Consider the following 21,125-nt stretch of genomic DNA (forward strand, 5'->3'; position numbering starts at 1 on the left):
GTTCAGGACGGCCGCTGGGTCGCTCGGTACCAGACGACGGCGGCGACGACGGCCGAGACCGCGATGGGGACCGCGATGAAGGTCTGGCCGTACACCTCCAGGAATTCGGGCTCCCAGACGACGTTTATCGCGCCGCCGACCTCGCTGGCCGCTTCGGCGACGAACGCCAGCGGGAAGGCCACAAGCATCGCGAGGAACGCCTTCGCGGAGAACCCGCGCCACATCGAGGCCCCGCGCTCGCCCTCGTAGGGCTCCATCCCCAGCAGCGGTTCGACCTTGCCGTGGAGCTTCGGGTAGAGGTACAGCGCCGGGATGACGCCGAAGACGATGCCGGTGATGACCATCTGCGTGACGAGGTCGACGGCCTCCAGCACGAGGATGCTCTCGGGGAGCCCGGGGACGGCCTCCAGTTCCTCGACGCCGACGTACACCTTGCCGATGTCGATGAACATCGCGAAGAACTCCTCTAAGCCCTCCGCGAGGAACACGACGAGGGCGAGTTGAGTCGTGTTCTCCGGGTCCTGCAGGAGCTTCGCGGCGAAGTAGTAACAGACCGGAATCAGGAGGAGCCCCTCCATCGCCCCGAGCCCGTCGAACTCGCCCAGCAGGATTTCGCCGAACACGATTTCGCCGACCGGGACGGCGAGCGCCGCCCAGTAGGTCCGAAAGAGGAGGACCAGGACGACGGGGATGAAGACGAACTCACCGACCCCGAGTTCGAGCGGCCCCAGCGTGAACTCCGGGAGTATCTCTGTCACGGCGTTTTGCAACCCCGTGAGGGACATGACGAGGATGAACACCATCATGTCCTGTTTGTCGAACGTGAACCAGCTCTCTGACGCGGTCGACGTTGCGCTCATGCTTCAGCCCAACCGACATCTGGTTCCCTATTTGAACGCTTATAATAGTACTCTGATAGCTATTGGTCGACAACAGCTCTGTATACGTCTATATGGCGATACGTTCGAACAATTGCTCTCGGCACTCCGTCGCTCGCCACGCGCAGGCAGTACGCTACGAGCCGGTCTATATATTCCAATGTCGTCGATAGAGTGCTCATAGTCACCCTTAGATGGCCGCTTCGAGGACGATACGACGATGCGTCCGCTCTCGGACGGGAGTGACTGGGAGACCTTCGCCGACACCTACTGGCCCGCCTGCGCCGTCGTCGCCGGGTCCGCGCTGTACGTCCTCGTCCAGTTGCTCCTCTGGCCCTGGGAGACCGCCCACGCGCTCCCCGACGTCGTCGGCGAGGGCGCGGTCGTGCTCGCGCTCCTCGCGGCCGTCTTCGTCGTCCAGCGCATTCCGGAGCGGCGACTGTACCGCCCGCTGATGGGCGGGCTCACCGTCTTCCACCTGTTCGCGCTGACGGACTTCCTGGACGAGTTCGTCAGCCCCCCGAACGCCTACGGGCTCCTGTTCGAGAACGGCGCGCAGGCGGTCGGCACCGTCCTGCTGGTCGTCGGCATCTACCGCTGGACGGTCGCTCGCCGGGAGCGAGAACAGGAACTCCAGTCCCGGACCGACCAGCTGGAGGTGCTGAACCGCCTTCTCAGGAACGACGTCCGGAACGACACGATGGTCATCCGGGGGTGGGCCTCGGTGCTCCAGCGCGAGGCGGGGGCCGATGCCGACGACCGCCTCGGCCGAATCGTTGCCGCCGCGAACGGCATCATCGACCTGACCGAGACCACCGAGGAGTTCACGGACGCGCTGACGACGGCCGAGACGGTCGACCTCGAACGGCGGTCGCTGGCCCCGACCATCGAGGGCGAGGTCGAGAAGCTACGGGCCCGGTACGACGGCGCGCGGGTCGAAATCGACGGCTCGCTCCCCCGCGTCGACGTGGTCGCCCACAGCATGCTCCCCGCCGTCTTCCGGAACCTCCTGACGAACGCCGTCGAACACAACGACGCGGCGACGCCGACAGTCCGCGTCAGCGCCGAGCGGGTCGGCGACGCCGTCCACGTCCGCGTCGCCGACAACGGGCCGGGGATTCCCGACGACCGGAAAGACGCCGTCTTCGCCAGGACCGAGTCCGGCGACGGGCCGCCGACCTCCGGGTTCGGGCTCTATCTCGTCAAGACTCTCGTCGCGGAGTTCGGCGGCGACGTTCGGGTCGCCGACGCCGAGACCGGGGGTGCCGTCTTCACCGTCGTGTTGCGGGTCGCCAGCAGCGGCCCGCTCCCCGATTTCGACCCGGTGGACGCACGCTCGCCTCGCTAAACGGTTTAGTGTTCGCTTGCCGTACCCTCGGCTGTGACCGACACCGACGCGACGAGCGGGTCGAAGCGGGGGCCCGAGAACAAGGTCAGCAGGCTCATCGACGAGTACGACCTGGACGGCGTGGGCGCGACCCTCGAACGCCGCTGGACCGCCGACGGCGACGCGGGGGCCAGCCTCCGCGAACTGGCGACCGAGTTCAACCATCGCCTCGTCGAGGCGGCCCTCGCCGCGGAGAACGAGGCCCCGCTCGACGGCGAAGCGGCGAACCTGTACCGCCTGCTCACGGACGACGAGGCGTCGACCGGCGCGCGCACCAAGGCCCGCCACCGCCTCCGCCGGAGCGGCCTCGACGTCGACGCCCTCCGCTCCGACTTCGTCTCGCACCGCGCCGTCCGCTCGTATCTCACCTCCTGTCGCGGAGTGACGCCGCCGTCGGAGCGGGCTGACGACGGTGACGCCCTCGACCGCCGGAAGCGGAGCCTCGACAGGCTCGTCGGCCGACTCGAACGCGTCACCGAGGGGACCGTCCAAGACCTCTCGAACGCGGGCGAACTCACCGTCGACGACGCCGACGTGTACGTCGACGTGCAGGTCCACTGCCCGACCTGCGACGCGCAGTACGAACTCCACGACCTGCTCTCGCGGGGCGGCTGTGACTGCCAGTAGGTCGCCGTCGGGTGATTTCGCCGCTGACTCGAAACCCGTTCCACACGTACGGCTGTAACAGGATTTGCGGGCCTCGGCCGGACCGGCGACTGGCTGCACGTCCGGCTGTTTCGACGAGTCCGCGAAACCCGTTCCAGTCGTACGGCTGTAACGGGTTTGCCGCTCGGACGGAAACGACTTTCAGCGGTTCGCGCCTGGGCTGACGCATGGCTCCGTCCTCCGAGACGGCGGAACTGCACGTCGAGAACGTCGGCGGTATCGAATCGACCGAGGTGACGCTCGCTGCCGGCGTCTCGATTCTCACGGGACGGAACGCGACGAACCGGACCTCGCTCCTCCAGGGCCTGATGGCCGCGCTGGGCAGCGAAGCGCCGTCGCTGAAAAGCGACGCGGCGGCGGGCTCGGTGGAACTCACCCTCCGTGGCGAGTCGTACACGCGCACGCTCACGCGCGAGGACGGCGCGGTCACGTTCGACGGGTCGCCGTACCTCGACGCGGACGTGACCGTCGCCGAACTGTTCGCGTTCCTGCTGGAATCAAACGAGGCGCGACAGGCCGTCACCGAGGACGCGGCCCTCCGTGACGTCCTCATGCGGCCGGTCGACACCGAGTCTATCCAGCGCGACATCGAGTCTCTGCGCTCGGAACGCCGGGAAATCGGTCGGCGGCTCGAGGAACTGTCGTCGCTGGAGTCGGACCTGCCGGACCTGCGGGCGCGCCGGGACGAACTCGACGCGGAAATCGAGTCGACCGAGGCCGACCTGGAGGCGGCGCGCCGGGACCTCGACCGGACGACCGCGGCCGACGGCGACCCGACCGACCGGCTCGAGACGCTGCAGGACCTGACGACGGAACTCGACCAGGTCGAGTTCGAACTCGAAGCGGAACGGGACAGCCTCGACGCCGTCCGCGAGGAGTGTGCGGACCTCGAACGGTCGCTCTCGGACCTCCCGGCGGCCCCCGAAGAGGAACTGGACGCGGTGGCGTCCGAGCTGTCCGACTGCCGTGAGCGGAAACAGCGCCTCGACTCCGACATCACGGAGCTCCAACAGACCATCCAGTTCAACGAGCGCCTGCTCGAGGGCGACGACCGCTCGATTCCACGGCCGCCGACCGCGGACCGGTCGGAGTCCGACGGGGTCGTCTGCTGGACCTGCGGGTCGGCCGTCGACCCCGCCGACATCGAGCGGACGGTCGACCAGCTCCGGACGCTCCAGTCGGAGCGCCGCGAGGAACGCGCCGCGGTCAGCGAGCGCATCGACGCGCTGCTCGACCGACAGGCGGAGCTCCGGGAGAGCAAGCGCCAGCGCGAGGACCTCGAAAACCGGCTGGACGAACTCACGGCCGAACGCGACGACCGCGCCCGCCGCGTCGAGGAACTTCAACAGCGCCGTGAGGACCTCCGGAGCGAGGTCGAGGCGGTCCGGGAGTCGGTCGGCGGCCCCGACGCGCCGGCCCAGTCCGACACGCTCGACCGACACCGCGCCGTCAACCGCCTGGAGTTCGAACTCGAACAGCTCCGGTCCGACCGGGCGACCGTCGCCGAGGACATCGACGCCCTGCAGCGCGAACTCGACCAGCGCGAGGACCTCGTCGCTCGGCGGGACGACATCGACGCGGAGATAGCGTCGCTTCGGGGGCATATCGAACGCCTCGAACGGGCCGCGGTCGCGGAGTTCAACGACCACATGAGCCAGGTGCTGGACGTCCTCGACTACTCGCGGCTCGCCCGCATCTGGATCGAACGACAGCCCGAGGAAGACGGGTCGGGGACCGGGCTCCCCGAGAGCGAGTTCGTCCTCCACATCGTCCGCCGGACCGACGACGGAACGACCTACGAGGACGTCATTGAGCACCTCAGCGAGTCCGAGCGCGAGGTCACGGGGCTGGTGTTCGCCCTCGCCGGCTACCTCGTCCACGAGGTGTACGAGACGGTCCCGTTCATGCTGCTGGACTCGCTGGAAGCCATCGACTCGGAGCGAATCAGCGACCTGGTGGGGTACGTCAGGCCATACACGGACTTCCTCGTCGTCGCGCTCCTCCCCGAGGACGCGCAGGCGCTCCCGGACTCCTACCACCGGATTCGAAACGTCTGACGGCGGTCAGGCGCTCCGCGCCCTCTCGCGGGCCTCGGCGGGGTCGTCGCCGTCGCGCAGGACGCTCTCGACGAACAGTTCGCCCGCCCGGTACGACGAGCGGACCATCGGCCCCGAAGCGCAGTACAGGAAGTCGAACTCCTCCTCAGCGACCTGCCGCCAGGTGTCGAAGGCGTCCGGGTGGACGTACTCCGAGACTTCGAGGTGCGAGCGGGAGGGCTGGAGGTACTGGCCGAACGTCACCACGTCGACGCCGGCCTGCCGGAGGTCCGACAGCGTCTGGTACACCTCGTGGGCGTACTCGCCGACGCCAAGCATCAGGCTGGTCTTCGTGTACACGTCGCTCTCTCGGTCGACCTGCCGGAGCACCGAGAGGGACTGCTCGTAGCCCGCCCGACGGTCCCGGACCGGCCACTGGAGGCGGTCGACCGTCTCGATGTTGTGGGCGATGACGTCCGGGTCGGCGTCTATAATCTTCCGGACGAGGTCCGGCTCACCCTGAAAATCGGGGATGAGACACTCGACGAGGATTGACGGGTCACGCTCTTTGATGGCCCGGATCGTCTCGGCGAAGTGGCCCGCGCCCTGGTCGGGCAAGTCGTCGCGGTCGACACTCGTCAGTACTACGTAGTCCAGCCCGATATCCGCGACAGCGTCGGCCACCTGTTGTGGCTCGTCAGGGTCCAACGGCTCCATCCCGCCCGTCTCCACGTCACAGAAGTTACAGCCCCGCGAACAGCGGTCGCCCATCAGCATGAACGTGGCTGTCCCCGGTCCGTCGCGCCCGCTCCAGCACTCCCCGAGGTTGGGGCAGTTAGCCTCCTCACAGACCGTGTTGAGGTTTCGATCCCGGAGCGTCTGCTTGATATCGGTGAACCGCTCGCCCGACGGTGGCCGCATCTTCAGCCAGTCAGGCTTGCGCGAACGACTCATTATCCGGAGTTCGGTTCGCCCGGTGAAAAACGTGCGGGGCTCACGCGGTCTCCCGTATAGCGTGTGAACGACAATCGACTGGTCCGGCAACCGGATCGAAACGGTGGTCGGCGGCGTACTTCCGAGCACTCACTTTGCTGTCCGCGTTGCCGGCTCATGCCCGACAGACGGCAAGCATGTGTGCGGACATGTCGACGGCGGTCCGGTCCGTCCGGAGTTCGTCGACGAGCGCTCGGACACCGGCCCGCTCGCGCGCTGACAGCTCGTCAGCGGTTCCCCGGAGCGGGGCGGCGGCAAGTACCGACGCCAGCCCTTCCAGCCCGACCAGCGTCTCGACGGTTGCTCCGCCCGCCTCTAGCAGCGCCTCGAACTCGTCGGCACGGAAAAAATGGGTCTCGGTGAACGCCGCGTCGTGACCGAGTTGCGCCACGAACGGACGGTCGTAATCGCCCGTTTCGGCCAGTTCGGCCGCATGGACAAGGTGGTCCGACCCGCCAACCAGCGAGAGCACCAGCCAATTGAGCCGCCCCATAACGGATGCAAACACTGGACACGCAGCTTTTGTCACCCGCATAAGCTCCTGCACGGCAGCCACGCGTCCGTCGGCGTCGAGCACGTGCGAGAGCGGCCCACCCAGACACAGCGTCGCGTCGAATGCGTCCCGGTCGAACTCGAGGTCGCGTACGTCCCCCGCCCTGACGGTCACCCGCTCCTCGTGCCCGTGCTCGGCGATCTTCTTCTGTGCGAGAGCCCGCTGGCCCTCGCTGGGGTCGACGAGCGTGACATCGTACCCTTGTTCGGCCAGCCAGACGGCGTACCGACCAGCGCCGCCGCCCACGTCGAGGACGCGTCCCGTGTCGGGGAGGGTCGCTTCGAGCTGTTCGACGGTCCCCGTCCACTCTAACTGCCCGTGTAGCGTGGCCGCCAGACGGTCCCACTCGCTCTCGTCGTTCTCGTCGTAGTAGTCTTCGGGGTCGCTGAGGGGCACGCTTGCGCACTGTCAGCCGGCCGGGTTAATCTTTGGGCAGGCGTGTGAGGCGCTCACAGCGGGCAGCTACGCAATGGCTCCGGAACTATATCTTCTCCCACACTTCGGTTCCCCCATAGAAACGCCTTTGCCGTCGCGGAACTGCGACTGTGACGTGCCATCCCGAACCGACAGCGAGCCGACTGTGGCGGTCGCGGAGGTGCTCCCCGAGTTTGCCGACGCCTTCCCCTTCGAGGAGTTCAACCGGATGCAGTCGGCGGCCCTGCCGGCCCTGCTGAACCGCGACGACAACGTCGTCGTCAGCGCGCCGACGGCCAGCGGGAAGACCGCGCTGGCGGAACTGGCCATCTGCAAGACCCTCGCCGAGGACGGGACCGCGCTCTTTCTCGCGCCGTTGCGTGCGCTCACCAACGAGAAAGAGAGCGAGTGGGAACGGTTCGAGGACCTGGGCTACTCCGTCTACGTCGTCACCGGCGAGCGGGACCTGAACCCCCGCCGCGCCGAGCGGGCCGACATCCTCGTGATGACGCCGGAGAAGGCCGACTCGGCCACCCGGAAACACGAGACCAGCCGCTACTCCTTTATCACTGACGTGGACTGCTGTGTCATCGACGAGGTCCACCTGCTGGACTCGGACCGTCGCGGGGCGGTGCTCGAAGTCACCGTCTCGCGCCTGCGCCGGCTCTGTGACCCGCGTGTCGTGGCGCTGTCGGCGACGATGCCGAACATCGACGACGTGGCTGACTGGCTAGACGCTCCCGACGAGACCACCTTCGCCTTCGGTGAAAAGTACCGCCCGGTCCCACTCAACGCCGACGTGAAGACGTATTCCCACGGCGAGAACGCCTTCGCCGACAAGTACCGCCGGCTCTACCGGGCGCTGGACCTCGCCGAGCCACACATCCGCGAGGAGGGTCAGGCGCTCGTGTTCGTCTCCTCGCGGCAGGATACCGTCCAGGCCGCGAAGAAGGCCCGCGACGAAATTGTCGAGCGAGATATTCCGATGGGCGCACGCGGAGACTACGACTTCCACAACGACGCCGCGGACCTCTCGAACGACACGCTCCGCCAGTCCGTGCTCGACGGCGTCGGCTTCCACCACGCCGGCCTCGCGCGTGAGGACAAGAACCGCGTCGAGCAGTGGTTCAAGGAGGGGAAGATACAACTGCTGTTCTCGACGTCGACGCTGGCCTGGGGCGTGAACCTCCCCGCCCGCTGTGTCGTCATCCGCGACACCAAACTCCACGACCCGCTGGAGGGCGAGGTCGACATGAGCCCGCTCGACGTGCTTCAGATGCTCGGCCGCGCGGGCCGGCCCGGCTACGACGACATGGGCTACGCCTGGGTCGTCTGTGACCGTTCGGACGCCGACAAGTACCGCCGCCTGCTCCGTGACGGCAAGGAGATCGAGTCCCGGCTGGCGGCCGAACTCGACGCCCACCTGAACGCCGAAATCGCGCTCGGCACCATCGACGACGTGGACGACGTAATGGAGTGGCTCGGGACCACGTTTTACTACGCCCGCTCGCAGTCGGCCCCCGACGAATATGACGCCGGCAGCGATCTCCGAAACCGGGTCAGCGATACGCTCTCGGCGCTTGTCGACGAGGGCTTCGTCGAGCAGGACGGCCTCAACGTCGAGCCGACGCGACTCGGCCAGCTCGCCTCGAAGTTCTACCTCCGGCTGTCGACCGCACGCCGGTTCGCTGATGTCGCCGAACGGTGTCAGGACGCCGCGGACCCGGATTCCGCTGTCTCTGTTGACGCGGACGACCTGCTGACCGCGGTGGCCGGCGCGACGGAGTTCGACAGCGTCAGCGCCCGCTCCGACGAGGAGGACGCTGTCCACGCGGTGCTGGGAGACAGTGTCGACGACAGTCTCGACGCCGGCCAGCGGAAGGTGCTTGCCATCCTCCGCTCGGGCATGACCGGGACGACGCCGACCGAACTCAAAAGCGACGCGTGGGTCATCCGCCAGAACGCCCTGCGCCTGCTCGCGGCGATGCGGGAGTTCGTCGACACGCTCGGGCCGGCTCGCTACGCGAACCTGGCCTGCCGGGTCGAGGCCCGCGTTGAACACGGCATCAGTGCCGATGCGGTGGGGCTGACCGCCATCGACGGTGTCGGCAGCGGTCGCGCGGGCAAGCTCGCCGCCGCGGGCCTGTCCTCGCCCGCCGAGGTGGTCGAAGCCGGCGAAGACGGCCTCGTCCGTGCCGGACTCTCCGAAGGCGTCGCCGAGCAAGTGCTGGCCAACGCCCGGGACCTCCCTGTTGTCTCCATCGACTGGGGTGAGTTCCCCGAGACCATCGCGCCCGGTGACAACGATATGCGGGAGGTGACGGTGAAAAACACTGGTGGCAGTGCCCGTGCGGGCCTGCGGGTCACTGTCAACGGGCGTGAGATGACCGCCAAACCGTCGTATCTCGGTGAAGCGACGCTTCCGGTGGCCGTCTTCGGCGCGGACGCGGACGAACTCACGTTCACCGTCGAGGTCGCGTTCCCCGCGTTGCCGCTCCCGACGATAACCGAAACCCGGTCAGTTCTCGTTCGGTAATCGCCGTTTCGACTCCTGCTCTGAAACACGCTTAGAATGGCCGATAAAATTTATAAACACCTCTAAAAGCGTTACAGTGCTCTGTGAAACATCGCTGAAAGGTGCTGAAATCCGGTTAACATTCCGAAAAGAGCACGAATTCTCCCCAAGGGTCTGGCGTTTATATTGGGGTATGGGTTCTTACGAAGAACTGAGGAAGCCCACAATGTCCAGTGCATCGCCCTTCCGTTCCCCGATGGAAGCCGCCCCCAGTAGCGTCGCCCTCCGATCACTCGTTCGTCCCCTGCAATTCATCGCGTTCTGGCTGGCTATCGTTACGCCACTGGCATATCCGCCGCTACTGCTGGGCGGACTGGACAGTCAGAGCTTCCTCATCTTCGTGGGTGTCGTTGCCCTCAACATCTTCGGCCTCCTCGCGGGCCGCGGATACGGTGACCCCGCCTGACCTGGCCGGGTCTTTCCCCTCCACGCTGGCATTTCCTGCACACTGTTCTGTGCCTCTTGAACTTCTGCGCACCGTACTAACACCTGTCCGGTATTGCCTCTCGGTTTCTGGCTCAATTCTGTATCGGAGCGCCATACCGCTGCTTCTGCGTCTGTCATCTCTCCACTTCCGCACAGACTCGCAGCCGTTACACACTCCCTAACAGTACCTGTCGCAGCGACGCGGCATCGTCTGCGGTCTCGTGAACCATCGAGAGGTCCGTCTCGTCGCCGTCGCCACGGAACCCGACGGTCGTCATTCCGGCGGCGACGGCGGCGCGTGCGCCCGCGGTGGAGTCCTCGACGGCCCAGCAGTCCTCGGGCACAACGCCCAGCTCTGCGGCGCCCTGCTCGTAGATGTCCGGCTCCGGCTTCCCGGGACCGTCGATGTCATTTGCGCTGATGGCGACATCGAACTTCGAGAGGAGGTCGAAGCGTTCGTCGGCCACGTCGATCCAGGCCCATGGTGCGGAGGTCGTCAGCGCCAGTGCCACGCCGGCGTCCCGCAGGTCGTCGAGCAGTTCGTGTGCCCCGTCGAGGACGGTCGCTTTTTCGCCGTAAATCCGCTCGCCGTGCTCCTCGAACAGTCCCTCGAAGCCCTCGCGGCTGATTTCGAGGTCGTACTCGGCGTTCAGGTCCGGATACACCTCTCGGTAGTTCCGCCCGGTAATCGCGGACACCGGGATGTCGTCGTTCGGCGCGGCCGTCGGAAGGATATCCTCGCGCTGGGCACGGACCCAGTGGTCTTCAGACTGGACGAGGACGCCGTCCATATCGAAACAGACCGCAGCAGGCGGTTCACTCATTGCCTTGCTGTCACTCGGCGACGGCTTTGGCTGTTGTGACTCCGGCAGCGACGACCGCGCTGTGAAACCCCGTCCACCGCCTGAGGATTTAAATACCGAAACCCGGCCAGCCCAGTCCATGCACGACGGAACCCGTGTGATTGCTGGTGAATGTACGACCGTTTTCGAGGGCGCGCGCGAGCGAGAGCAGCGCGGTGATGTCCTCGTCGTCGTTAAACCGGACAACACTGTTCTGGTTCACGATGCCGAAGGATATCAGCCGGTCGCGTGGCTCACGCGCGCTGAAAGCGTCACCATCGACAACGGAGCGGTGACCGCCCGCGACGGCGACGAACTCCTCCGGGTGGTCACTCACGAGGAACACGGCAGTGGCCGCTATCCGGCCTCGAACGCCGGCGTTCCGGTGCGCGACTGTCCCGACTGCGCCGGGACGCTGGTTCGCACCCGTAGCGAGGTTACCTGTACCGGCTGTGACGCCGCCTATGGGATTCCGAGCGATGCCGCGGTCACTGGCGGTCGGTGTGACGACTGCGGACTCCCGACGCTTCGAGTGGAACGTGGGCGGGCGTTCGAACTGTGTCTTGACCGGGAGTGTGACTCACTAGACGACGCCGTTATTGCGGCCTTTGACCGTGAGTGGAGTTGTCCTCACTGTGACGGCGACCTGCTGATTCTCCGCCGTGGTGGCCTGCTCGCCGGCTGTGAACACTACCCCGACTGTGACACCGGCTTCTCGATGCCGTCCGGCGTCATCGTCGGTAACTGTGACTGCGGCCTGCCGCTGTTCGAAACCGCTGGCGGCACGCGATGTCTGGACAGTTCTTGCGCAGAACGGGAGTGAGCACTGACCCTCCGCATCCGCCCAACTCCGCTACCGGTTCGGACCCGCAGGGGCTTTGTCGTCGCGGGAGCCACGTCAGAGCATGGGACTAACGCTCGACGGTGATGTTGTCCGGGCCGGCTACGAGGCCCGCGAGCGGTTCTACGACTCGCGTGGCTACGGGAAGGTCCGCAACGGGGACCTCGACCTGGCCCCGGTGGAGGCCGCACACCTCCTTTACCGCGGAGATATCGAGAGCATCGACGGCATGGACTTCCGGGCGTTCCTCGGGTCGACGGCCGTTTCCGAGGTCGACTTCGCTGTCTACAAAGACCTCCGTGACCGCGGCTTCTACCTCACGCCGGCCCGCGAAGGGTGGGTCGACGACGCGTCGGGGGCGGACTTCGTGGTCTACCCGCGCGGGAACGGGCCATGGGACACCGAAGTGGCGTACCGCGTCAGGGTCGTCGGCGAGCGTGATACCGCCGCCGCCGCGGCCTTGGGCGACTGCGTGCTGGCGGTCGTCGACGAGGAGAGCGAGGTCACCTACCTCGACACCGACCGGCGCGACGTTGAGGGAACCAGCGACGCTGTCGTCCCGGCAACGGAGGGGGAACTGCTCGGAGAGCGCGTGGTGTGCTGGGAGCCGCCGGCGGAGCTGTACGAGCAGGCCTTCTACGGCCAGCGGCTCGGTGACGACGGCGCAGTGCAGCTCTCCCTCGTTGAAGCCGCGTATCTCGCACAGGCGGGACTGCTCACAGTCGATGGCGGGGCTGACGCTGTCGTCGAGCGCGGCCGCGAGGTCGAGGGCGACCGCTTCGACCGCCGGCTAGCTGTCTATACGGCCCTGCGAGCGAGCGGCGTCGCGCCGAAGACCGGCTTCAAGTTCGGCGCTGACTTCCGGACCTACGCCGATGTCGAAAGTGCGGCGAACCTCGGGCACTCGGAGCTACTGGTGCGCGTGCTGCCGGCCGACCACCGGTTCGAGCCGAGGGACCTCGCGCTGGACGTGCGCCTCGCTCACGGCGTCCGGAAGACGATGGTATTCGCACTCACAACGGACGGCGGTGATGTCGATATCGAGTGGATAGCTGTCGAACGACTGACGCCCTGAGCCGCCCGGGCATCGGGGTCGGCCAGTGGGTATCTGCCCGTCGGTCCCTCGGCGCACCGAAACGAACCCTTTTTGCGCCGACCGGGACCAAAACACCTGTAACGTGGCTCACCGCGAGCCGACCACAGCTATGACAACGGACGACTCCCACCACGACGACGCATCGCCCGACGAGGACCGCCGCCAGTCGGGCGCAGCGTGGCGGGAGCCTGACGCCCCCTCCGGTGACGACCCAGTGCTGCCGGACGGCGGCACCGAGGCCGAAGGGGCCGACGAGGCGACGCTTGACCCGTGGGGCTCCTCGACTATCGCCGACTACCGCAAGCTGTTCGAGCAGTTCGGCATCGAGGAGTTCGACGAGGTACTTCCTGAGGTCCCCAACCCTCACTATCTAATGCGGCGGGGCGTCATCTTCGGCCACCGGGACTACCGACCGGTCGCCGAAGCCATGCGCAACGACGACCCCTTCGCCGCGCTGTCGGGGTTCATGCCGACCGGCGACCCACACATCGGCCACAAGCTCGTCTTTGACGAGATTATCTGGCACCAACAGCAGGGCGGGGACGCGCACGCGCTCATCGCGGACCTCGAAGCCCACAGCGCCCGCGGGCTCTCGTGGGACGAAATCGACGAGCACGCGACGGACTACGTCCTCTCGCTGCTCGCGCTCGGGTTCGACCCCGAAGAGGGGACGCTGTACCGCCAGTCCGACAACCGCGAAGTGCAGGACCTTGCGTTCGAACTCGGGGCTGAGGCGAACTTCTCGGAGCTGCAGGCCATCTACGACTTCGATGGCGAGACCGACATCTCACACATGCAGTCGGTCGTCACGCAGATGGCCGACATCCTCTATCCGCAACTGGACGAGCCAAAGCCGACGGTCATTCCCGTCGGCCCGGACCAGGACCCCCATATGCGGCTGGCCCGAGATCTCGCCGCGCGGATGCGGTATTTCGGCGTGACAGAAGCGTTTGCCAGCTTCGAGGCCGACGGAGTCGAACGGACACTGCTCCGACAGGCCTACGACGCCCGCGAGGACTACGCCGAGGATGCCGACCGACCGCGGTGTGGCGAGGCCGCCGACTGGCTGCGCGACCACCAGCCAGCACCCGCTGACGCCCGCGAGTCCGTCGTCTCGAAACTCGACGAGGCCGGGAAGGAACCACTCCGACCGCGGATCCGGTTCCTCGACCGCAACGCTACCGACGTAGCCTTCGAGGCCCTCATCGAAGCTATCGACGGCGAGAAGCGAGTGTACGACGAGCACATCGACACGTTCGACCTGGACCACGTCGAGGCGGAGGAACTCGCTCGGCAGGTCGAACTCGACAACGGGGGCTACGGCTTCCAGCCGCCGTCCTCGATCTACCACCGGTTCATGACCGGACTCACTGGCGGGAAAATGTCCTCGTCGATTCCGGCCTCCCACATCTCGCTACTGGACGACCCGGAGGACGGCTACGACAAGGTAAAATCCGCGACGACCGGCGGCCGCTCTACTGCAGAGGAACAGCGCGAGAAGGGTGGGAAGGCCGATGAGTGCCCCGTCTACGAGCTGTATGCCTACCTGCTGTCGGGTGACGACGACGAGTTCGCCAAGGAGGTGTACGACGAGTGCGTCGGCGGCGAACGGCTCTGTGGCGGCTGCAAGGAACAGGCCGCCGAACTGATGGCCGAGTTCCTCGAAGACCACCAGGAGAAACGCGCAGAGTGGGAAGACAGGCTCGACGAACTCGACATCGACCTCGACTCCGACCGAAAGCGCTCGGGCGCGGACTGAGCGCCCGGTCGCGTCGCCGGGTTCGTGTCGCGACGGCCACACGCGCAACGTTTTTGCCCGACAGCCACAATCGCTGAGACATGGCACCCGAATCCCACCGTGCCGGTGTCGCGCGCCAGCCATCCGACAGACAGGGGTTCGGCTTCTTTTGTACTGCCTGACCGCGTGTGGACTCTGACGGCGCTGAGAGGCGTGGTCGGACGAAACCGTGAGCAGGAAGTAAGAACCGTTAACTGAGCGACCCGCGGTTATCCCCACAAGACCGAGACACCCGTATGAAACGACCACAGGCACAGGTGGCCGTCCTGCAGGCCGCCGACGCACAGGAGGACAGGCGCATCGACGCGGTAGCCGAGGACGCGGGCCTCAAGCCCGAAGCGGCCACCAGAGCGGCGTTCGAACTGGAAGCCGACGGCCTCGTCGCCGTCGACGAGGAGACGCTGGAACACTACGAACTCACCGAGGAGGGCGAGGCGTACGTCCGCGAGAGCCTGCCCGAACAGGACCTCTATGAGGCCGCTATCGATGCCGGTGCGGCCGACGGCCCAGTCCAGATGGGACAGGTCATCGGCGCGTCCGGTCTCGAAGGCGGCGCGGTCGACATCGCGCTCTCGAACTACGCCCGCAAGGCCTACGGCGACATCGACAGCGGCGAAATCACGGCCAACCCCGACGCCGACCCCGGGTCCGACCCCGAGATGCTGGCGCTGGAGGCCGTCGCAGATGGACGTGTTGAGGACGCCGACCCGGACGCGCTCGACCAACTGGAACGGCGCGGCCTCGTCGACGCGCGCAAGGAGACCGTCCGCTCCGTGCGGCTGACCGACGACGGCGTCACCGCCTTGATGGAGGGCGTCGAGGCCGCCGAGACGGTCGACCAGCTCACGCCCGAACTGCTCACCAGCGGCGAGTGGGAAGACGTGGAGTTTACCGAGTACAACGTCGAGGCCGACGCTGAGGACGTGAGCCACGGCAAGGAGCACATCCTCCGCCAGACCGCCAACCGCGTGAAGGACACGCTCGTCGGCATGGGCTTCCAGGAGATGGAAGGCCCCCACGCCGACGCCCAGTTCTGGATAAACGACTGCCTGTTCATGCCCCAGGACCACCCGGCCCGGACCCACTGGGACCAGTTCGCGCTGGAACGGCCCGACGAGATTCGGAACCTGCCCGACGACCTCGTCGAGCGGGTCCGGTCGGCCCACCGGGAGGGCGTCGGCCCCGACGGCGAGGGGTATCACTCGCCCTGGACCGAGGACATCGCCCGCGGGATGGACCTGCGCGGCCACACCACCTCGCTGTCGATGCGCTACCTCTCGGGCCACCAGGTCGGTGACCTCGAACCGCCCGAGCGTTACTTCAGCGTCGAGAAGGTGTACCGCAACGACACGCTCGACCCGACCCACCTGCTGGAGTTCTTCCAGATTGAGGGGTGGGTGATGGCCGAGGACCTCTCTGTGCGTGACCTGATGGGGACGTTCACGGAGTTCTACGAGCAGTTCGGCATCACCGACCTGGAGTTCAAGCCCCACTACAACCCCTACACGGAGCCCAGTTTCGAACTGTTCGGGACCCACCCCGAGACCGGCGAGGTCGTCGAGGTCGGCAACTCCGGTATCTTCCGCGACGAGGTGCTCACGCCGCTTGGCGTCGACTGCGACGTGATGGCGTGGGGCCTCTCGCTCGAACGATTACTCATGCTCATGTACGGCTTCGAGGACATCCGCGACGTGCACGGGACGCTGTGTGATCTTGAACTGCTGCGGGAGACGGAGGTGATGCGCTGATGCCCGTCGTCGACGTCGACCCCGACGAACTGCGGTATCTGACCGGTCACGACGAGAAAGACGACGACGAACTCAAATCGGACCTGTTCGACCTCGGCCTGGAGTTCGAGGGCTGGACCGAGGACGACGAGTTCCAACTGGAGTTCGCTCCCGACAGGCTCGACCGCCTCTCCGTTGAGGGCGTCGCCCGCTCGCTGCGCTACCACTACGGCGACGACCGCGGGGTGGACATCCCCAACACGAACAGCGCCGACTGGACCATCGAGGTCGAGGACCAGCCCGACGAGCGCCCGTACGTCACCGGCGCTATCGTCCGCGGGCTGGACATGGACGAGGCAGCGCTGGAGTCGCTCATCCAACTGCAGGAGAAACTCCACGCGACGATGGGTCGCAAGCGGGCGAAGGGTGCGATTGGGGTCCACGACCTTACGATGTTGAAAGGCGACTCGGTCACCGACGAGACTGGCAAGTCCATCACGTACACCAGCGCGGACCCCGACGAGGCGACGTTCGTACCGCTTGACGCCGACGCGGAGATGACCCCCAGCGAGGTCATGGCGTCCCACGAGACCGGCCAGACCTACGGCGACCTCGTCGCCGACTTCGACCGCGTGCCGGCCATCTACGACGCCATCGGCCTGTTCTCGCTCCCGCCGGTCATCAACGGCCGCCGGACCGAGGTCAGCGCCGACTCCCGGGACCTGTTCATCGAGATGACCGGGACCGACCAGTGGACCATCGACCACATGTGCAACATCGTCTGCTACGCCCTCGCCGCCCGCGGCGGCCAGGTCGAGAAGGTCGACGTGTCCTACGCCGACGACGCGCCCGGCGAGTACGCCGGCAAGACGCTGGAACGGCCGGACCTCTCGGTGCGGACGAAGACGGTCACGCACGACCGTATCGAATCCATTCTCGGCGTCTCACTGGACAGCCGCGAGGTCGTCGACTACGCCGAGCGCGCTGGCCTCGACGCGAGCGAAACCGACGCCGACGACGGCGTGGCCTACGAGGTGGAGATTCCGCCCTACCGCGTCGACGTCATCCACCCGCTGGATATCATCGACGACATCGGGCGGGCGCTCGGGTTCAACAGCCTCGAACCGACCTACCCCGACGTATCGACGGTCGGCGGCCGCCACGAGCGGTCCCGGCTTGAGGACGCCGCCCGCGACGCTCTGGTCGGGCTGGGCTTCGAGGATTTGCTGAACTTCCACATGATAAACGAGGCCGAGAACTTCGAGCGGATGGGACTCAGTCCGGACAGTACTGGCGGGGACGCCGTCGGCGAGGCCGACCCGGTCACCATCCAGGAGCCCTACAGCGAGGACTACACTATCCTCCGGACGTGGGCGCTCCCCTCCATCATGATGGTCCTGGAGAACAACACCCACCGGAGCTATCCGCAGGACCTCGCCGAAATCGGGCTGGCCGCCGGCCTCGACGACTCGGAGAACACTGGCGTCGCCGAACACCGCACCGTCGCCGCCGCGCTCGCGCGCACGGACGCCTCCTATGAGGACGCGAAGGCTCGCCTGCAGGCGCTGGCCGACGCCTTCGACAAGGACCTCGAAACGCCCCCGACCGCGCATCCGTCGTTCATCGGCGGCCGCGCCGCCGAGGTCGTCCTCGACGGGGAGTCGGTTGGCGTCGTCGGCGAAATCCACCCGAAGGTGCTTGTCGAGCACGACTTGGAACTGCCGGTGGCGGCGTTCGAGTTCCGACTGGACGCGCTGGAATAACGGCCAGCCGTCGGTCTATCGCTGTTCCAAAAGGCCAGCAAGCCCCAAGCTACAGGTCCGCGCCGACGGCGTCCTCGACCGAGTCGAAGCCGTCCTCCGCGAGCAGTTCGAGCAGGCCCTCGTTGATTTCGCGGGCGATGGACGGGCCGCGGTACACCAGGCCGGTGTACAACTGGACGAGTGAGGCCCCGGCGCGGATCTTCCGGTATGCGCCCTCCGCTGTCGAGACGCCACCGACGCCGACGACGGGCACGTCGACGCGCTCGGCGACGAACCGGACCATCTCGGTCGCCTGGTTCTCGATCGGCTTCCCGGAGAGGCCGCCCGTCTCGACCGCGTTCGGCGAGCGTAGGCTTGCGGGCCGTTCAGTCGTCGTGTTCGTCGCGACGACGCCGTCGAGGCCGAGTTCGGTCACCAGGTCAAGCGCGTCCTCGACTGCCGGCTCGGGGAGGTCCGGCGAGAGCTTCACGAGCAGCGGGGCCGCGCCAGCGTCCTGTAGCTCACTGAGGATCGCTTCCATCGCGTCGCGGTTCTGGAGCTCCTCGAAGCCCTCCGAGTTTGGACAGGAGACGTTGACGACGAAGAAGTCCCCGCCTTCGGCGACGTGTTCGTACGTGGTCCGGTAGTCGTCGGGGGCCTCCTCGGTTCCGACATGTTCCGTCTTGGCAATGTTGACGCCGACCGGGAACGGCGCGTCGACGTGTTTCAGCCGCTCGCCGACGACGACAGCGCCGTCGTTGTTCAGGCCCATCCGATTGATGATCGCCTCGTCCTCCCTGAGCCGGAACATCCGCGGGCGGGCGTTGCCGGCCTGTGGCTCGGCTGTGACGCCGCCGACCTCCGCGAAACCGAAGCCGAGTGAGGCCACCGCTCCGGGGATGGTTGCATTCTTGTCGAAGCCAGCGGCGACTCCGACGGGGTTGTCGAACGTGTAGCCGAACGCCTCCACTGCAAGTCTGTCGTCAGTGACGGTGTAGCGGTCGGCCATCGCGTCGGCGACTCGGGTTCCGTCGACCGCCTCTAACAGCCGGTGGACGCTCCGGTTGGCGGTTTCTGCTGGCAGCGAAAACAGGAGTGGTCTGGCGATATCGTAGGGTCTCATTGTGTTGGTGTTCGGGTTACCTCGAAGAACGTCGTTGCATGTCCGGTATCGGGCATCGGCCCAATGGCCCGGTGGCACTGTGTCACCGTCGATGGTGCCTCAAAAGTCGTGTTCGACCTCTTCCGGGTCGGCTTTCTGGATAATAATCTTGTTATCGCGGACGCGAACGAACACCTCGTCGCCGATCTCCATCCCGGCGACGGCTAGCTCGTCTTCGTGAATGTTGATATGTACGTTGTGGTACTCGCCGTCCTCATCTTTGGCGCCACTCGGGCTGAGCTTCTTCTTTCGCACCATCGCGCTATCCTACTCCGCACTTCACCGCAGGATACACTTAAGTCTACCGTGCCGCCGGCCGCTGGCTGGTGGTTTCGTAGGCGCGCGTGACGATTTCGACCCGAATATCCGGGCTGAAACGGCCGGTCTGGGCGTTCAAAAGGGCGTGTGACCGTGCGAGCGTATATAAATACCCCCCGAGGGAGGCGGGATTGGGGGGTATATTTATGTTCTGCCATGTGCTGAATTGGCATGGAGCGGTGAAATCCATGGCACCCGACAGTGACAAGCGCAACTTCGCACTGCGCGAAGACGGTGACGAATCGAGCGTCTTCTCGGGCGGAACGCCTCGGCAGGCTGCACTGAAGGCAGCACGTCGACTCGAACCGGCTGACGGTGAAGATCAGGCTGATCCTGAGGAGATACGACTACGGGAGAAGGGGACCCACAAAGTCCACATCTATGAGGCGTGGGCATGGGTTGAGGAGGCTCCTGACGACAAACCCGACTGGATGCCCGGCGATATCACGAAAGGGAACGTCTCGAAGCAGGGCGTCGAACACCTAGACGAGATCTAGGTCGCGATTCGACGTTTTCGGTGGCGACATCACAGTGGCTACACCCGCGTGTGCGCGCGAGCGAAGACTACGATCCAGCAGTCCGTCGACCCCGAGGCCCGTACGGTCCGTCTATACACGTGTGGGACACTCACACCCGTGTAATTCCGTCTCGCAGTCGACTTCCTTCGACGGGGTTAAGTGTGGCTCACCCATCGGAATGAAATGCGAACGCGGTCAGGGGCGATGGCCCCGAACGAACGAACCCGTTCCGACGCCCTTAAGTGTAACAGGGCGCTGGGAATGAACGCGAAGGTCGCTCGCGTCGTGCGGTTCGACGCGAGCCCGTTCCGATGCCCTTAAGTGTAACAGGGCACTCGGAATGAACGCGAACGACGTTCGGTCGGGGACATCGAATCCCTGCCGACACGGACCAGGCGGGGCCGACTCGCCAACGAAACTCGAAGCCTTTATGGTGGCTTCGAGACAACAATCAGGTCCGAAGAAATGAGGATTCCACCCCTGCGGTCCGCCGTCAAGATGGAATCTGATGTTAGCCCTGATAGTTCGGTGACACTCGGTCGACGGGTGTCCTCGAACACCCTTCGATAGCGACCACACCCATTATCTGGGTGTGATCCCGCCTAACCCCCCGGCATCGTGCCGGGATACATTCCGGTTGATCCTGCCGGAGGCCATTGCTATCGGAGTCCGATTTAGCCATGCTAGTCGCACGAGTTCAGACTCGTGGCATATAGCTCAGTAACACGTGGCCAAACTACCCTACAGACCGCGATAACCTCGGGAAACTGAGGCCAATAGCGGATATCACTTTCAGACTGGAGTGTCGAGAGTGAGAAACGTTCCGGCGCTGTAGGATGTGGCTGCGGCCGATTAGGTAGATGGTGGGGTAACGGCCCACCATGCCGATAATCGGTACGGGTTGTGAGAGCAAGAACCCGGAGACGGTATCTGAGACAAGATACCGGGCCCTACGGGGCGCAGCAGGCGCGAAACCTTTACACTGCACGACAGTGCGATAGGGGGACTCCGAGTGCGAGGGCATATAGCCCTCGCTTTTCTGTACCGTAAGGTGGTACAGGAACAAGGACTGGGCAAGACCGGTGCCAGCCGCCGCGGTAATACCGGCAGTCCAAGTGATGGCCGATATTATTGGGCCTAAAGCGTCCGTAGC

17 protein-coding genes and 1 rRNA gene are annotated in these 21,125 nt (G+C 65.9%); 12 read left to right on the forward strand and 6 right to left on the reverse strand.

The annotated features are described in order from the left end of the window. Window positions 1-2: 2 nt before the first annotated feature. Window positions 3-860 carry a hypothetical protein gene (locus DVK01_RS07135; protein ID WP_121536112.1) on the reverse strand — a complete coding sequence of 286 codons (858 nt, stop codon included), beginning with the start codon at window positions 858-860 and terminating at the stop codon, window positions 3-5. A gap of 238 nt (window positions 861-1,098) precedes the next feature. Here DVK01_RS07135 and DVK01_RS07140 point away from each other — a divergent pair, with 238 nt between their 5' ends. The 3 genes from DVK01_RS07140 (at window position 1,099) to DVK01_RS07150 (ending at window position 4,988) form a co-directional block, all read left to right on the forward strand. Beyond that, window positions 1,099-2,226, forward strand: a complete 1,128-nt coding sequence (locus DVK01_RS07140; protein ID WP_121536114.1) for a sensor histidine kinase KdpD — start codon at window positions 1,099-1,101, stop codon at window positions 2,224-2,226. Window positions 2,227-2,259: 33 nt separating this feature from the next. Continuing rightward, entirely contained in the window at window positions 2,260-2,892 is a 633-nt protein-coding gene (gene rdfA / locus DVK01_RS07145) for a rod-determining factor RdfA (protein ID WP_101349006.1), read from the forward strand. Window positions 2,893-3,098: 206 nt separating this feature from the next. Then, window positions 3,099-4,988, forward strand: coding sequence for an archaea-specific SMC-related protein (locus tag DVK01_RS07150; protein ID WP_101349007.1), 1,890 nt, complete (start codon window positions 3,099-3,101; stop codon window positions 4,986-4,988). A gap of 6 nt (window positions 4,989-4,994) precedes the next feature. On the opposite strand, the gene lipA is transcribed toward DVK01_RS07150, so the two are convergent. Beyond that, a complete protein-coding gene (gene lipA / locus DVK01_RS07155) occupies window positions 4,995-6,050 on the reverse strand; it encodes a lipoyl synthase (RefSeq protein ID WP_255410205.1) in 1,056 nt (351 codons plus the stop codon). Between the two features lie 25 nt (window positions 6,051-6,075). Further along, on the reverse strand, window positions 6,076-6,909 hold the full coding sequence (locus tag DVK01_RS07160; RefSeq protein WP_121536118.1) for a bifunctional 2-polyprenyl-6-hydroxyphenol methylase/3-demethylubiquinol 3-O-methyltransferase UbiG: 834 nt from the start codon (window positions 6,907-6,909) through the stop codon (window positions 6,076-6,078). Window positions 6,910-7,093: 184 nt separating this feature from the next. Between DVK01_RS07160 and DVK01_RS07165 the strand changes: the two genes are divergently transcribed. Further along, window positions 7,094-9,463, forward strand: a complete 2,370-nt coding sequence (locus DVK01_RS07165) for a DEAD/DEAH box helicase (RefSeq protein ID WP_101351384.1) — start codon at window positions 7,094-7,096, stop codon at window positions 9,461-9,463. 205 nt (window positions 9,464-9,668) lie between these two features. Next, the gene (locus DVK01_RS07170; protein ID WP_232794503.1) at window positions 9,669-9,908 is read left to right on the forward strand and encodes a hypothetical protein; all 240 of its coding nucleotides are present in this window, start codon (window positions 9,669-9,671) and stop codon (window positions 9,906-9,908) included. 187 nt (window positions 9,909-10,095) lie between these two features. Here the strand turns inward: DVK01_RS07170 and DVK01_RS07175 are convergent, their stop codons facing one another. Next, complete coding sequence (locus DVK01_RS07175) at window positions 10,096-10,752, reverse strand: HAD family phosphatase (RefSeq protein ID WP_121536120.1); 657 nt, start codon at window positions 10,750-10,752, stop codon at window positions 10,096-10,098. A 118-nt stretch (window positions 10,753-10,870) separates the two neighbouring features. Between DVK01_RS07175 and DVK01_RS07180 the strand changes: the two genes are divergently transcribed. The 5 genes from DVK01_RS07180 to pheT all read left to right on the forward strand — a co-directional run bounded on the left by DVK01_RS07180 (window position 10,871) and on the right by pheT (window position 17,995). Next, window positions 10,871-11,593, forward strand: coding sequence for an endonuclease NucS domain-containing protein (locus tag DVK01_RS07180; RefSeq protein ID WP_121536122.1), 723 nt, complete (start codon window positions 10,871-10,873; stop codon window positions 11,591-11,593). An 82-nt stretch (window positions 11,594-11,675) separates the two neighbouring features. Continuing rightward, window positions 11,676-12,686, forward strand: a complete 1,011-nt coding sequence (gene endA / locus DVK01_RS07185; protein WP_101349012.1) for a tRNA-intron lyase — start codon at window positions 11,676-11,678, stop codon at window positions 12,684-12,686. A gap of 130 nt (window positions 12,687-12,816) precedes the next feature. Next, complete coding sequence (locus DVK01_RS07190) at window positions 12,817-14,466, forward strand: tryptophan--tRNA ligase (protein ID WP_101351386.1); 1,650 nt, start codon at window positions 12,817-12,819, stop codon at window positions 14,464-14,466. A gap of 275 nt (window positions 14,467-14,741) precedes the next feature. Beyond that, window positions 14,742-16,253, forward strand: a complete 1,512-nt coding sequence (locus tag DVK01_RS07195) for a phenylalanine--tRNA ligase subunit alpha (protein ID WP_121536124.1) — start codon at window positions 14,742-14,744, stop codon at window positions 16,251-16,253. Further along, the gene (gene pheT / locus DVK01_RS07200) at window positions 16,253-17,995 is read left to right on the forward strand and encodes a phenylalanine--tRNA ligase subunit beta (protein WP_121536126.1); all 1,743 of its coding nucleotides are present in this window, start codon (window positions 16,253-16,255) and stop codon (window positions 17,993-17,995) included. The genes DVK01_RS07195 and pheT overlap by 1 nt, the downstream gene beginning before the upstream one ends. 49 nt (window positions 17,996-18,044) lie before the next feature. Here pheT and DVK01_RS07205 read toward each other — a convergent pair whose 3' ends face one another. Together DVK01_RS07205 and DVK01_RS07210 are read right to left on the reverse strand one after the other, a co-directional pair. Continuing rightward, window positions 18,045-19,097, reverse strand: a complete 1,053-nt coding sequence (locus DVK01_RS07205) for a quinone-dependent dihydroorotate dehydrogenase (RefSeq protein WP_101349015.1) — start codon at window positions 19,095-19,097, stop codon at window positions 18,045-18,047. A gap of 99 nt (window positions 19,098-19,196) precedes the next feature. Then, a complete protein-coding gene (locus DVK01_RS07210; protein ID WP_004516407.1) occupies window positions 19,197-19,394 on the reverse strand; it encodes a hypothetical protein in 198 nt (65 codons plus the stop codon). Window positions 19,395-19,642: 248 nt separating this feature from the next. On the opposite strand from DVK01_RS07210, the gene DVK01_RS07215 reads away from it, so the two are divergent. Together DVK01_RS07215 and DVK01_RS07220 are read left to right on the forward strand one after the other, a co-directional pair. Then, window positions 19,643-19,951 carry a non-histone chromosomal MC1 family protein gene (locus DVK01_RS07215; RefSeq protein WP_004516406.1) on the forward strand — a complete coding sequence of 103 codons (309 nt, stop codon included), beginning with the start codon at window positions 19,643-19,645 and terminating at the stop codon, window positions 19,949-19,951. Window positions 19,952-20,602: 651 nt separating this feature from the next. Then, window positions 20,603-21,125: ribosomal RNA gene (locus DVK01_RS07220) — 16S ribosomal RNA — on the forward strand; the annotation flags it as partial.

This window comes from Haloarcula sp. Atlit-120R, assembly GCF_003665885.1.
In the GTDB taxonomy this organism is placed as follows: Archaea; Halobacteriota; Halobacteria; order Halobacteriales; family Haloarculaceae; genus Haloarcula; species Haloarcula taiwanensis.